Genomic DNA, 13,285 nt, shown 5'->3' on the forward strand with positions numbered 1-13,285 from the left:
GTCGTGGGACGTTGTCGCCGAGCCGGTCGGTAATCCGCTGAGGCAGTGCCCCGCGTCGACTGACTCGGCACTTATCCGGTTGACTCACCGATCGACCCCTCCGATCGACCTCTCCGATCGACCCCTCCGACCGAAGGACCACCATGCCGCGCGACGCCCACAGAAGCAGGATGATCACGGACCCGCGGGTGCTGGCTGTCCTCGACGAGCTCTACGAGCGCGAGCGGCACATCGACTGGGCCGACTACGCCTGGCACCCCGACCCGCACCGCCACGCGGAGACCGGCTTCTCGCTCAGCCCCGAGCAGGGCGACCAGCTCTACCTGCTGGCGCGGCACGGGCGGGCGAGCAACGTCGTCGAGTTCGCGACGTCGCTGGGCTTCGCCACGATCTACCTCGCGGCCGCGGTGCGCGACGCCGGCGGCGGTACCGTCCGCACCGCCGAGCTCGTGCCGGAGAAGGCGGAGCGGGCGCGCGCGAACATCGAGCGCGCGGGACTGGGGGAGTACGTCGAGTTCCTCGTCGGCGACGCGCGTCAGACCCTGACCGGCGTCCCCGACGGCGTCGACCTCGCGCTCATCGACGGCTGGGCCCCCGACGTCTCGCTCGAGGTGCTGCGCGTGCTCGAGCCGAGGCTGCGCAGCGGCGCGCTCGTCTACAACGAGAACCTCGACGAGTCGTTCATCGACCACGTGCGGGGCGAGGGCAACGGGTACCGGAGCCTCACGCTGCTCAGCGGCTCGGAGTACAAGCCGAAGGGCGAGCTGGCGCTGCGACTCTGACGCGCCACCGCCCCTTCCCGCGGCGACGCTTCCTCGATACGGTCGGTGGCGTCGGGGTCGTCGTGACGGGGAGCACAGGAGCCACCGTCGACAGCGGGGGACCCCGACGTCCACCCGGCGACCGACGCACGAGCAGGCACACCTCCCTGATCAACGACGAGCCAGCGGTGCGCGGCGTCAGCTTCTCGACAAGGAGGCACGACATGACCGACTCGACAGACTTCACGCGCTCCGGCGTCTCCCGCTTCAAGGACCGCGACCTGGGCGTCCAGCGGTTCCGGTGCGAGGTCGGGGTCCCGCTCGCCGAGCAGAAGCATCTCGGTCACAACCGGTGGCACCCGGACATCCCGCCGCTGGTCGAGGTGGGACTCGGCGACGAGGTCATCCTCGAGAGCGGTGGCTACGACGACTATCAGCTCAAGGACGTCGACGACGACGCCGACATCCACACCTTCGACCTCACCCGCACGCACCCGCTGACCGGCCCGGTGAAGGTCGACGGAGTCAAGAAGGGCGATCTCCTCGTCGTCGACATCCTCGACGTGCTGCCGCTGTCCGGCATCGGCTACTCGAACATCCTGCCCGGCATGGGTGGCCCGCTCGCCGTCCAGTTCCCGCAGGGGTTCAAGACGATCTGGGACCTGCACGGCACCTATGCCACCAGCCGGCAGATCCCCGGCGTGCAGATCCCCGCGATCAGCCACCCGGGCATCATGGGCGTGGCGCCGTCGCACGAGCTGCTGCGGATCTGGAACGAGCGCGAGGACCCCCTGATCGCCGACGGTCTCGCCGGACCACGCGCCGACGCGATCGACAGCTCGGTGCTGCGTGACCTCGAGGGCGACGAGTGGCGGCGGGTCGCCGAGGCCGCCGCCCGCACCATCCCGCCGCGCGAGAACGGCGGAAACATGGACATCAAGAACCTCTCGCGGGGCTCGCGCGTCTACTACCCGGTGTTCGTCGACGGCGGCCTGTTCTCCTCGGGCGACTTCCACTTCGCCGAGGGCGACGGAGAGGTCACCTGGAACGCCATCGAGATGGACGGCGTCGGCTGGTACCGGTTCGGCGTGATCAAGGACGGGATGGCCCGCTACGGGGTGAGCACGCCGATGTTCCGGCCGTCCCCGTTCGACCCGAACATGGGCACGCGCTACATCTCCTTCACCGGGCTCTCGGCCAGCGGGTCCGAGCAGAAGTACCTCGACACCACGATGGCCGCCGTCCAGGCCCTCGAGCAGGCGATCGAGTACCTGGGCAAGTTCGGCTACACGCCGGAGCAGGCCTACACGATCATCTCGGTCGCGCCCTGCGAGATGCACGTGGGCGGCATCGTCGACATCCCCAACGCGGCCGTCGTCCTCAAGGTGCCGGTGGACATCTTCGACAAGGACATCCTGCCGCAGCCGGAGTAGGAACTCCGTCCACCCCACACGACGTCGGCCCCACACGACGTCGGCGAGTCGATGTCCTACGCCGAACCCACACGGAGTGCGTCGAACCAGGTGACGCCGTGAGTGCGGTCGACGGAGGACCTGTGGGCTCGGCAGGAACACGTGGGCTGGGCGTCGAACGACGGTGGGGCGGTGACCGATCGTCAGCTGGTCACCGCCCCACCGCCCCACCGCCCCACCGCCCGGTGGCATGACAGGTCGAGCTCGCCAAGTGGCCCACCCGCCGAGGTCGACAGGTCGAGATCGCCGCGGGAGGGCCACCGAGCGCCTGGTCGGCGCGGAAGAGCCGAGTGTTCCGGCGCGTGCGGCTACCGACGCGAGTCCTCGCACGTGAGTGCACGGTCAGCTCGCTCGCCCCGTTCGCGTCGTCCGTCGTGGCATGAGCGCGGTGACCGGAGAGAGGTTGAGCCGAGTGCCGTTGGGCAGCTTCTCCTCGATTCGCTGCGCGACCGGCTGCGCGAGCCGCACGGCTGACGTGCCGCGCTGCTGACGTCCAGTGCGGCCCGGCACCGCCCACCACCGCCCGGCCCGTTGACGACGGCCCTACTACAGTGGATCGCGTCCGGCCCGAGCCGAGGGGCGCGGCATCGACGGTCAAGGAGGCCCGCAGTGGTCGAACGGCAGATCCCCCGCCCCAGCGAGATCTTCGAGCTGGTCCAGCTCCGGCGCCCCAGCCTCGACCTCAAGAGGCGCAGGCTCGAGTCGGCCCTCACGATCGAGGACCTCCGCCGGATCGCCAAGCGCCGCACGCCGGCCGCGGCCTTCGACTACACCGACGGCGCCGCCGAGGACGAGCTGTCGCTGGCACGGGCCAGGCAGGCGTTCCGCGATGTCGAGCTGCACCCGGCGATCCTCAACGACGTCACCCACGTCGACACGAGCACCACGATCTTCGGCGGGCCTTCCGCCATGCCTTTCGGGATCGCGCCCACCGGTTTCACGCGCCTCATGCAGACCGAGGGCGAGAGCGCCGGAGCCGCGGCCGCCGGCGCCGCGGGCATCCCGTTCACGCTGTCCACGCTGGGCACCACGTCGATCGAGGACGTGGCTGCCGCGAACCCGGGCGGGCGGAACTTCTTCCAGCTCTACGTCATGCGCCAGCGAGAGAGGTCCTACAACCTCGTCGAGCGGGCGGCGGCGGCCGGCTTCGACACCCTGTTCTTCACCGTGGACACCCCCGTGGCAGGAGCCCGCCTGCGCGACGCCCGCAACGGGTTCTCGATCCCGCCGCGCCTCTCGCTGCGCACCATCGCCAACGCCGTGCCCCGACCCTGGTGGTGGTACGACTTCCTCACCACCCCGAAGCTCGAGTTCGCGTCCCTGTCCTCGACCGGAGGCACCGTCGGCGAGCTGCTCGACTCGGCGATGGACCCCTCGATCGGGTGGCACGACCTCGAGACGATCCGCGGCATGTGGCCGGGCCGGCTCGTGGTCAAGGGTGTGCAGACCGTGGAGGACGCGCGCCACCTCGTGGACCTGGGCGTGGACGGGATCGTGCTGTCGAACCACGGCGGCCGCCAGCTCGATCGGGCGCCCGTGCCGTTCCACCTGCTGCCGGAGGTGGTGCGCGAGGTCGGGCACCACACCGAGGTCGCGCTGGACACGGGGATCATGCACGGCGCCGACGTCGTGTCGTCGATCGCGCTCGGCGCGAAGTTCACGTTCATCGGCCGCGCGTACCTCTACGGCCTCATGGCCGGCGGGCGCGACGGCGTGGACCGGGCGATCGCCATCCTGTCCGAGCAGATCGAGCGGACGATGCGGCTGCTGCAGGTGGGCTCGCTCGCCGAGCTCGAGCCCAGGCACGTGACGCAGCTGCAGCGGTTGGTGCCGCGGGAGATTCCGCGGGCGGTGCCTGGTGCGGTGCCGGCCGAGGTGTCGGGCGCGTGATCGAGCCCGTCGCGGCTCGAGAGGTCCATCGAGTCAATCGGGTATCTATCGAGTCAGCGCCCGCGGGGAATCGACTCGAGCGTTACCTGATTGCCTCGGCGCAGACGCCCGAGTCCTGCCAGCGCGCACCACTGCTCAGAAGTGCGTAGAACAGTGCTCGGACCAGCGCGCACGGGCCCACGCCTAGCATCGAGGAGCAACGACGCGAGCGCCTGGGGAGGCCCCGATGGAGAAGTACTTTGCCGGCATCGACGCCGGAACGACCGGCACCACGGTGATGATCTTCGACCGCGACGGCAACGTCATGAGCAGCGGGTACTCCGAGTACCGGACGAAGCATCCCCATCCCGGGTGGGTCGACCAGGACATGCACGAGCTCTGGGACGGCCTCTGCGCCGCCGCGAAGCAGGCGACCAGCCGGTTCCGCGGCGACCTCTCGCGCATCGTGTCGATCGGCGTGTCCTCGCAGCGCGGGTCGTTCGTCCCCGTCGACGAGAACTGGGAGCCGCTCATCGACGCCATCGTGTGGTCGGACGGTCGCGCCACCAGGGAGACGCAGTGGATCAACGACGAGATCGGCTCTGACGAGTACTGCCGCATCACCGGCCTGAACCCCTCGAGCCTGTGGGTCTACCCGAAGCTGAAGTGGCTCAAGGACCAGCGCCCGGAGGTCTACGACCGGACGTGGAAGATCGTCAACGGCCACGAGTGGATCCTGCACCGCCTCGGGTCCACTGAGCTCTTCGCGAACCCGTCGGCACTCAACTACAACGGCATGTTCGACATCACCACCCTCGACTACGCCCCCGAGCTCTTCGACCGCGCGGGGCTCGACATCGACCTCATGCCCCCGATCGTCCACGAGCTCCGGCCCGTCGGTGAGGTCTCGGCGGCCGGGGCCCTGGCCACGGGCTTCGCCGAGGGCACCGTCCTGGCCCCGGGTGGCGGCGACCAGCAGTGCGCGGCGGTGGGCTCCGGCGTCAACAAGGCAGGCATGGCCGAGCTGTCGCTCGGCACGGCCGCGGTCATGGTCGCGCAGCTCGACGAGGCGCCCGACATGGTGGCGAACCTCGACAGCGGCGTCTCCTTCGGCGCGCACGCCATCCCGCACCGGTGGGACATGGAGGGCACCGCGCACGCCGCAGGCGCCGTCCTGCGCTGGTGGCGCGACACGTACGGCCAGCCCGAGGTCGCGGCGGCCGAGGCGCTCGACGTCAGCCCGTACGAGCTGATCTCGCTGGAGGCCTCGCACGCGCCGGTCGGCAGCGACGGCCTGCTGTTCTTCCCCTTCTTCAACTCCCAGGCGAACCCGCACTTCCACGACAACGCGCGTGGCGGCATGCTCGGCCTGACCCAGATCCACACGCGCAAGCACGCGGCCCGCGCCGTGCTCGAGGGGGTCATCTACGAGCTGCGCATGGCCGTGGAGGCGATGGAGGGCGCGCTCGGGCGTCCGTTCGACACGATCCGGCTCTCGGGCGGCGGCGCCAAGTCCGTGTTCTGGACCCAGATGCAGGCCGACATCTACGGGCGGCGGGTCGAGCGGCTCAAGGTCTCCGAGTGTGCGGTGCTCGGTGCGGCGATCCTCGGCGGGGTCGGCTCCGGCGAGCTCACCGACGTCGACTCGGCGATCGACGCGATGGTGCACACCCACGGCTTCGTCGACCCGGACATGGAGGCGCACGCCGTCTACAGCGACTACTTCGAGATCTTCGAGAAGGCGTTCCTCGCGCTGGTCGAGGCCGACGTCTACAACGACCTCGCGAAGGTCAACACGCGCCACAGCGGCGAGGACTGAGCCGGGAGGGGCGGCGCCCGGGAGGGCGCCGCCTCGTCCGGGTGGGGCTACGGCCCGACGGCGAACGGCAGCCGCTCACCACCGTCGGCCGACATCCCGACGGCGAACGACCCGCGCTGGCTGCCGCTCAGTCGAGCAGGCTGATCGCCTTGTCGACGAGCTCCTCGAGGCGCACGACGTCGACCTGGTGCGCCGTCGTGACGACGACCGCCTGCCGGTCCGGGACGATCGCGAGGGTCTGCCCGTCCGTCCCGTGGCCGAAGAAGATGCCGCGCCGGTTGCTCAGCCAGAGGCTGGACCCGTAGGCCCAGCGGCGGAACAGCGGGTTCGTCGGGGTGTCGACCCCCGGGGTGAAGTCGGTGAACTGCTTCATCCGCTCGATCCACCGCGCAGAGACGATGCCCTGCCCGCCGTGGAGCAGCACCTCGCCGACGGCGAGCAGGTCGTGCGGGGTCAGCCAGAGCCGCGTGGCGCCGGCGACATACTTCCCGTACCGCTCCCACGTGTAGCCGGTGATGCCGAGCGGCCGGAAGAGCACACGATCCGCGTAGGCCTCGAGGTCCTCACCCAGCAGCTCCTGCAGCACGATGGACAGCAGGTAGAAGCCGGCGTTGGAGTACAGGTAGTGCGTGCCGGGCTCGTGCACGATCGGAGCGTTGACGATGTAGTCGAGGTAGTCGGCCGGATCCATGTCGGCGATGTCGCCGCGCATCATGAGGACCTCGTCGAAACCGATCGTGTGGTTGAGCAGGTGCTTGATCCGCACCCGCTGCAGCTTCTCCCGATTCTCCTCGCGCGTGAGCGTGGACAGCGGCTCGAGGATCGGCCACACGGGGGCGTCCTCGTCGACGTCGTCGCGGCTCTCCACGATCGTCCCCGTGAGGAGCGCCATGATGGTCTTCGACAGCGAGCGGATGTCCGACCGCTCGGTCCGTCCGCCGAATGCATGGAGATGCTCGGTCTCGCCCTGCTTGATGAGCAGGTAGTGCATGTTGAGCGGGTCGCCGTCGCGATCCCGTGCCGACTCGAAGAGGTCGACGAGACCGTCGAACTGCTGGCTGTCCATGGAGTGCCTTGCGCTTTCAGGAGGAGGGGCGGCCGGCTCGGGGCCGGCGTCGTGACGCGTGTCGTGCGTCGGCCCGCGCGTGGCGGCGCCGTCGGAGCGGGCACCACCGCCGACGCCGCCGATCGCGTCATGGAGCCTACGCGTGGTCCGCCACCACGAGCTGACCGTCGACGCGCCTCGGGATGCCCAGCGGGTTCGCCTCCTGCAGCGGCTCGGGCAGCAGGTCGTCCGGCGTCGTCTGGTAGGTCACGGGCCGGAGCCAACGGCGGATCGCGGTGGTCCCCACCGAGGTGTGGATGCTCGTCGTCGACGGGTAGGGGCCGCCGTGGTGCTGGCCGTGCGACACGGCGACGCCGGTGGGCCAGCCCCCGAACAGCACCCGGCCGGCGCGCTCGCCGAGTGCCGGGACGAGGGTGCGAGCGAGCTCCTCACCAGGCGCGGCGTGGAGCGTCGCGGTGAGCGAGCCGGGCAGCACCCCCAGTGCGGCCCGCACGTCCTCCTCGGAGTCGTAGTCGACGATGAGCGTCGCCGGCCCGAACACCTCCTCGAGCAGGACCTCGGGCGACTCGAGCACTCGCTGCACGGTGGTCCGCAGCACCACCGGAGAGGTGCGCTCCTCGGAGTCGACGACGTCCGCGCCCGCGACCACGTCCACGCCCTCCTGGCCGGCGAGGCCGCTGAGTCGGTCGTGGAAGCCCGCGCGGATCCGGTCGTTGAGCATGGGCGGCGACGCCGGGTCACCCGCCGCGTCGGCGTCGACCTTCGTCGCGAGGCGGCCGGCCAGGTCCGCCCCGGCCGGCGAGAGGACCACGCCGGGCTTGGTGCAGAACTGACCGACGCCCATCGTGAAGGAGCCCAGCAGTCCGTCGACGATCTCGTCGATCGAGGACTCGACGGCCCCGGGCGTCACGACGACCGGGTTGATGCTCGCCAGCTCGCCGTAGAACGGGATGGGCTCCGGCCGCTGCGAGGCCAGGTCGAACAGGTGGCGCCCGCCGGCCAGCGATCCCGTGAAGCCGACCGCCCGCACGTCCGGGTGCCGGACGAGCTCGACGCCGGCCTCGCGCCCCTCGACGAGCTGGAGCAGTCCCGACGGCGCACCTGCGCCCTCGAGCGCCTGCGCGCCGAGCTCCGCCACCAGGCGGGACAGGGCGGGATGTCCCTCGTGCGCCTTGACGATCACGGGCGCGCCGGCCGCGAGCGCGCTCGCGGTGTCCCCGCCGAGGACCGAGAAGGCGAACGGGAAGTTGCTCGCCGCGAACACGACCACCGGGCCGAGCGGCACGAGCATCCGGCGCAGGTCGGGGATCGGGGGAGTGGCGGAGGGATCGGTGTGGTCGATCGTGGCCTCGAGGAAGCTGCCCTCTCGCACGACCGAGGCGAACAGCCGCAGCTGGGCGCTGGTCCGGGCGAGCTCCCCGGTCAGGCGCTTCTCCCCGAGGTGGCTCTCGTCGTCGGCGAGGGCGATGAGCTCGGGCGCGTGGGAGTCGAGGGTCTCGGCCAGCGCCTCGAGCCATCCGGCTCGGGTCTCGTAGCTCTCCCGGACGGACGCGCGGGCGGCGTCGGTGGCGGCAGCGACGGCCGCGTCGACGGTGGACCTCGAGGTCTCGTTCACGGAGGTCATGGCGTTGGTTACTCCTTCGGTCGAGCGGTGGTGGAGATCGTGGTGGGGTCGACGACGACGGCGTCCTCGTCGACGAGCGTGCCGGCGTCGTCGACGACGCGCCCCAGGTGGGCCGAGGTCGCCCGGCGCGCGGCCTCGATGTCGCGGGCAGCGATCGCGTCGGCGATCGCCGTGTGCTCGGCGACCGTGTCGGCCTGCGTCGCGAGGTACCCGATGGGCTTGCGGTAGACGTCGCGCAGCACGAGGTTGATGGGCTGGACGAACGCGAGGACGAACGGGTTCTGCGTCGCACGCGCGACGGCCATGTGGAAGGCCATGTCGGCGTCCATGCAGGCCACGTAGTCGTCGAGGTTCTCGGCCGCCCGGGCGATGGCGTCGCGCATGTGGGCCACGTCGTCGTCCGTCCGGTTGGCGGCCGCCAGGGTCGCCATGTCGACCTCGGTCATCCTGCGCAGCTCCATGAGCTTCTCGAAGCTTGCGTGGCCGTGCTGCAGCAGCATCCGGAAGCGCTGGACGATGGAGTCGACGTTCGGAGCGATCACCGTCATCCCGCGGCCGGCGCGGATCTCCACGAGGCCGCGGTCCTCCAGCAGCCGGGCGGCCTCGCGCACCACCTGCCGGCTCACGCCGAAGTCGTCGGCGATGGCCTTCTCCGTGGGCATCAGGGAGCCGACCGGGTACTCGCCGTGGAGGAGCGACTCCTCGAGCTGGTCCGCCAGCCACATCGGCAGTCGCGCGGGGCGCACCGGGGTCGGCGCCGATGCCTTCCGGGGAGACGGCACGCCCGGGCTCGTCGCCAGACCACCCGTCGCGGGGGTCGGCGCGGGCCGGCTGTCGGCGGCTGATTGACGGCTCATGTCAATCATCATATGTTTGGACACCTCGCACATCAAACACCCCGAAGCCACGCTCGAAGAGGAGTGCCCCATGTCCGACCCGCGAGCGCAGTCCGCGCAGGTCCTGCCCACCGACGCCGCCGACCCCACGCTGGTCGGACGGATCTGGGTCCCGGGCGCGGGCCCGCGCCTCGTCGCCGTCGCGGGGGACGCGCTCGTCGACGTCACCGCCCTCGGGCCGACGATGACCGAGCTGATGCAGGAGAGCGATCCCGCGTCGCGGGTACGAACCGTCCTCGCCGGCGACGCCACGGCCGCCGCCGCCACGGACGCCGCCGCCGGCACCACCGCGGCCGCCGCCACGGAGACCCTCTCCGCCCCCACCCGGTGGGACCTCGACGAGGTCCTCGCCGCCACCGTGCGCGAGGCGGACCGTCGCCGCGGCGCGGAGGGCCCGGTGGAGCTGGCCGAGACCGTCCTGCTCTCGCCGGTCGACCTCCAGGTGCTCAAGGCCGCGGGCGTCACCTTCGTACGGAGCATGATCGAGCGCGTCATCGAGGAGCGCGTGGGCGGGGATCCGACCAAGGCCGCAGCGGTGCGCGACCAGCTCAAGGAGACGCTCGGCGACTCGATCCGGGACATCCGCCCGGGCTCGCCCGAGGCGCTCGCCGCCCTCGAGGTGCTGCGCGAGAACGGGCTGTGGTCCCAGTACCTCCAGGTCGGGCTCGGCACGCACCCCGAGGTGTTCACGAAGGCGCCGATCCTGTCCAGCGTCGGCCACGGCTCCGACGTCGGCATCGCCGGCATCTCCACCTGGAACAACCCCGAGCCCGAGCTCGTCCTCGTCATCGACGGCGCCGGACAGGTCAAGGGCGCGACCCTCGGCAACGACGCGAACCTGCGGGACATGGAGGGCGCCAGCGCGCTGCTCCTCCCGCTCGCCAAGGACAACAACGCCTCCGCGGCGCTGGGCCCGTTCATCCGCCTGTTCGACGACGCGTTCACGCTGGAGGACGCCGCCGCCACGACGATCACCATGCGCATCACCGGTGAGGACGGTTTCGAGCTCGAGGCGACGGCCCCCCAGTCGGACATCTCGCGGCCGGTGAGCGAGCTCGGCGCGCACACGATCAACCGCCGTCACCAGTACCCCGACGGCCTGGTCCTGTACTGCGGCACCCCGTTCGCCCCGACCGAGGACCGAGGCGAGCCCGGCCAGGGATTCACCCACCACGAGGGCGACCTCGTCTCCATCAGCTCCCCGCAGCTCGGCACCCTGACCAATCGGGTGACCCCCAGCGAGAGCGCACCGGTGTGGGACTACGGCGTCCTCGACCTCGTCCGCGACCTCCACCGGGCCGGCTGAGGAGCGAAGGAGCTGACGCATGAGCGAGCAGATCATCGCGGTGACCGACACCGCCGTCGACGACGAGACCCTCGAGCGACGCCTCGCGAAGGACGAGGGGGCGACCTACCGGCGCTGGGACGGCTCCGGCGACCTCGGCGCGGTCCTCGACGGCGCCCACGTCGTCTTCACCAACTTCGCCCCGCTGGGTGCCGCCGAGCTCGACCGGCTCGCGCCGGACGCCGTCGTCATCCGGTACGGGGTCGGCGTCGACAACGTCGACCTGGCGGCGGCCGCCGCCGCGGGCGTGCGGGTGTGCAACGTGCCCGACTACGGGGCAAACGTCGTTGCCGACCACGCCACCATGCTCGCGCTCATGCTCGTGCGGCGGGTGCGCGTGTTCGACGACGCACTGCACGACGGCAGCACCATGCGTGCAGGAGACCTCGGCCCCATCCCGAGCATGGAGAGTCGCGTGGTCGGCCTCGTCGGCGCGGGCCGCATCGCCCGCATGGCCGCCGAGCGTCTCCGGGCGTTCGGTGCGACGACCATCGCCTACGACCCGTACCTCGCTCCCGGCGCGCTCGACGAGGAACAGATCCGCCTCGTCGGCTGGGACGAGCTCCTCGCCTCCGCGCACATCCTCTCGCTGCATCTGCCGCTGACCGAGGACACCCACCACCTGCTCGACGACGCGGCCTTCGCCGCCATGGGCGAGGGCACGTTCCTCATCAACACCGCGCGCGGCGGCCTGGTCGACCACGACGCGCTCGGCCGGGCGCTGGACTCGGGCAGGCTCGCCGGCGCCGCGCTCGACGTCACCGAGCCCGAGCCGCTCCCGACCGACCACCCGCTGCGCTCCCGGCCGGAGGTCATCCTCACGCCGCACGCGGCCTTCTACTCCACGGAGTCGATGGAACGTCTCCAGGTGCTGGCCGTCGACGAGGCACGGCGGGCGCTCCACGGCGAGCCGCTGCGCTGCCCCTTCCCCCTCCCGGACGTCCCTGCACCGCGCCCCGACGACGAAGGACGTGAGACCCGATGACCACCACGCCCCTGCACTGCTCGGCCTACATCGACGGAGAGTTCCGGCCCGGCGGCGAGACCTTCGAGCGCCGCAACCCCGCCACCGGCGAGGTGGCAGCCGTCGCGGACGTCGCCGACCAGGCCACCATCGACTCCGCCGTGGCGGCCGCCGTGCGCGCCTTTCCCACCTGGAGCCGCACCACCGGGTTCGAGCGCGGGGCACTGCTCCGCCGGCTCGGCGAGGTGGCCCTCGAGCGGGTCGACGACCTCGCGACCACCATGACGCTCGAGCAGGGCAAGCCGCTGAACGAGGCCCGCGGCGAGGTCCGCAAGTTCGCCCAGGCCATGCGCTTCTACGGCGAGGAGGCCGAGCGGATCGGCGGCGAGACCGTCCCGAACGAGTCCAACGACTTCCTCTCGGTCGTCCAGCGCGAGCCGGTGGGACCGGTCGCGGCCATCACGCCGTGGAACTATCCGGTCGAGCTGCTCGGCTGGAAGCTCGGCGGCGCGCTCGGTGCCGGCTGCACGATGGTCATCAAGGACTCCGAGCACACCCCCGGCGCCGGCCAGGTCATGGCGGAGTGCCTGACGGCCGCGGGCTTCCCGCCAGGGGTCGTCAACATCGTCCACGGCGCCGGAGAGGTCGGCGCGATGCTCGCCGGCCACCGGGACATCGCCAAGGTCGCCTTCACCGGTTCCAACGCCACGGGGCAGAAGCTGTTCCGCACGGTCTCCGGCGTCACCCAGCTGACGATGGAGCTCGGCGGCAGCTGCCCGATGATCGTCACCCGGCACGCGAACCTCGACCTCGCGGCCACGGGCGCCGTACGGCGCTCGTTCCGCAACGCCGGCCAGATCTGCATCGCGATCAACCGCATCTACGTGGAGCGCGCCGTGATGGCCGACTTCACCGACCGCATGGCCGAGCTCACCCGCGCGCTCGGCGTCGGCGACGGCTACGCGGACCCGGACGCCGACGTCGGTCCGGTGACCATGGAGGAGATCCGTGCCCGCACGGAGCGGCACGTGTCCGACGCGCTCTCCGGGGGTGCCCGGCTGCTCGCCGGCGCGGACGACCACCCCTCCGGCGGGCTGTTCCGCCACCCGGCCCTCGTCGTCGACGCCCCGTTCGACTCGCAGATCATGACGGAGGAGACGTTCGGCCCCGCGGTCGGCGTGGCGGCGGTCGAGTCGCTCGACGAGGCGGTCGCGCACGCGAACGGCGTCGCGGGCGGGCTCGCGGCGTACCTCTACACCGACGACCTCCGGGAGACGATGCGCGCCGGCCGGGAGCTCGACTTCGGCAACGTCGCGGTCAACAACGTCGACGCGGGCATCATCAACGCCCCCTACGGCGGCCGCCGCGAGTCCGGCTTCGGTTCGGAGCACGGCCGCGAGGGCCTCGAGGGCTACCTGCAGTACAAGCACCTGCGGATCCGTCACACCCACTGATCGACCCACCTCTCA

The 13,285-nt window shown here is 71.3% G+C and carries 10 protein-coding genes; 7 read left to right on the plus strand and 3 right to left on the minus strand.

The window, feature by feature from the left end:
• Window positions 1-170 precede the first annotated feature (170 nt).
• The 4 genes from ACZLKG_RS03090 (at window position 171) to ACZLKG_RS03105 (ending at window position 5,921) form a co-directional block, all read left to right on the plus strand.
• Window positions 171-782: an O-methyltransferase gene (locus tag ACZLKG_RS03090; RefSeq protein WP_463647919.1), complete on the plus strand. Its 612-nt coding sequence runs from the start codon at window positions 171-173 to the stop codon at window positions 780-782.
• A 203-nt stretch (window positions 783-985) separates the two neighbouring features.
• Window positions 986-2,194, plus strand: coding sequence for an acetamidase/formamidase family protein (locus ACZLKG_RS03095; RefSeq protein WP_463647920.1), 1,209 nt, complete (start codon window positions 986-988; stop codon window positions 2,192-2,194).
• 648 nt (window positions 2,195-2,842) lie between these two features.
• A complete protein-coding gene (locus ACZLKG_RS03100; protein WP_463647921.1) occupies window positions 2,843-4,123 on the plus strand; it encodes an alpha-hydroxy acid oxidase in 1,281 nt (426 codons plus the stop codon).
• A 226-nt stretch (window positions 4,124-4,349) separates the two neighbouring features.
• Complete coding sequence (locus tag ACZLKG_RS03105) at window positions 4,350-5,921, plus strand: FGGY-family carbohydrate kinase (protein WP_463647922.1); 1,572 nt, start codon at window positions 4,350-4,352, stop codon at window positions 5,919-5,921.
• Between the two features lie 127 nt (window positions 5,922-6,048).
• On the opposite strand, the gene ACZLKG_RS03110 is transcribed toward ACZLKG_RS03105, so the two are convergent.
• From ACZLKG_RS03110 to ACZLKG_RS03120, 3 genes are all read right to left on the minus strand, one after another.
• On the minus strand, window positions 6,049-6,987 hold the full coding sequence (locus ACZLKG_RS03110; protein WP_463647923.1) for a serine hydrolase domain-containing protein: 939 nt from the start codon (window positions 6,985-6,987) through the stop codon (window positions 6,049-6,051).
• 136 nt (window positions 6,988-7,123) lie between these two features.
• Window positions 7,124-8,611, minus strand: coding sequence for an aldehyde dehydrogenase (NADP(+)) (locus ACZLKG_RS03115; protein WP_463647924.1), 1,488 nt, complete (start codon window positions 8,609-8,611; stop codon window positions 7,124-7,126).
• 8 nt (window positions 8,612-8,619) lie between these two features.
• On the minus strand, window positions 8,620-9,468 hold the full coding sequence (locus ACZLKG_RS03120) for a FadR/GntR family transcriptional regulator (RefSeq protein ID WP_463647925.1): 849 nt from the start codon (window positions 9,466-9,468) through the stop codon (window positions 8,620-8,622).
• Window positions 9,469-9,538: 70 nt separating this feature from the next.
• Here ACZLKG_RS03120 and ACZLKG_RS03125 point away from each other — a divergent pair, with 70 nt between their 5' ends.
• Genes ACZLKG_RS03125 through ACZLKG_RS03135 form a run of 3 tightly spaced genes read left to right on the plus strand, consistent with a single transcriptional unit; the run spans window position 9,539 to window position 13,270 of the window.
• Window positions 9,539-10,813: a fumarylacetoacetate hydrolase family protein gene (locus ACZLKG_RS03125; protein ID WP_463647926.1), complete on the plus strand. Its 1,275-nt coding sequence runs from the start codon at window positions 9,539-9,541 to the stop codon at window positions 10,811-10,813.
• A gap of 19 nt (window positions 10,814-10,832) precedes the next feature.
• Window positions 10,833-11,837, plus strand: a complete 1,005-nt coding sequence (locus ACZLKG_RS03130; RefSeq protein WP_463647927.1) for a C-terminal binding protein — start codon at window positions 10,833-10,835, stop codon at window positions 11,835-11,837.
• Complete coding sequence (locus ACZLKG_RS03135; protein WP_463647928.1) at window positions 11,834-13,270, plus strand: aldehyde dehydrogenase family protein; 1,437 nt, start codon at window positions 11,834-11,836, stop codon at window positions 13,268-13,270. Before ACZLKG_RS03130 ends, ACZLKG_RS03135 begins: the two co-directional genes overlap by 4 nt.
• Window positions 13,271-13,285 lie beyond the last annotated feature (15 nt).

It is taken from the genome of Georgenia sp. Z2081 (assembly GCF_055326445.1).

Coding starts and splice junctions, on each gene's coding strand:
- ACZLKG_RS03105 (WP_463647922.1), top strand. CDS start 4,350: ATGGAGAAGTACTTTGCCGGCATCGACGCCGGAACGACCGGCACCACG.
- ACZLKG_RS03125 (WP_463647926.1), top strand. CDS start 9,539: ATGTCCGACCCGCGAGCGCAGTCCGCGCAGGTCCTGCCCACCGACGCC.
- ACZLKG_RS03135 (WP_463647928.1), top strand. CDS start 11,834: ATGACCACCACGCCCCTGCACTGCTCGGCCTACATCGACGGAGAGTTC.
- ACZLKG_RS03120 (WP_463647925.1), bottom strand. CDS start 9,468: ATGAGCCGTCAATCAGCCGCCGACAGCCGGCCCGCGCCGACCCCCGCG.
- ACZLKG_RS03110 (WP_463647923.1), bottom strand. CDS start 6,987: ATGGACAGCCAGCAGTTCGACGGTCTCGTCGACCTCTTCGAGTCGGCA.
- ACZLKG_RS03090 (WP_463647919.1), top strand. CDS start 171: ATGATCACGGACCCGCGGGTGCTGGCTGTCCTCGACGAGCTCTACGAG.
- ACZLKG_RS03115 (WP_463647924.1), bottom strand. CDS start 8,611: ATGACCTCCGTGAACGAGACCTCGAGGTCCACCGTCGACGCGGCCGTC.
- ACZLKG_RS03095 (WP_463647920.1), top strand. CDS start 986: ATGACCGACTCGACAGACTTCACGCGCTCCGGCGTCTCCCGCTTCAAG.
- ACZLKG_RS03130 (WP_463647927.1), top strand. CDS start 10,833: ATGAGCGAGCAGATCATCGCGGTGACCGACACCGCCGTCGACGACGAG.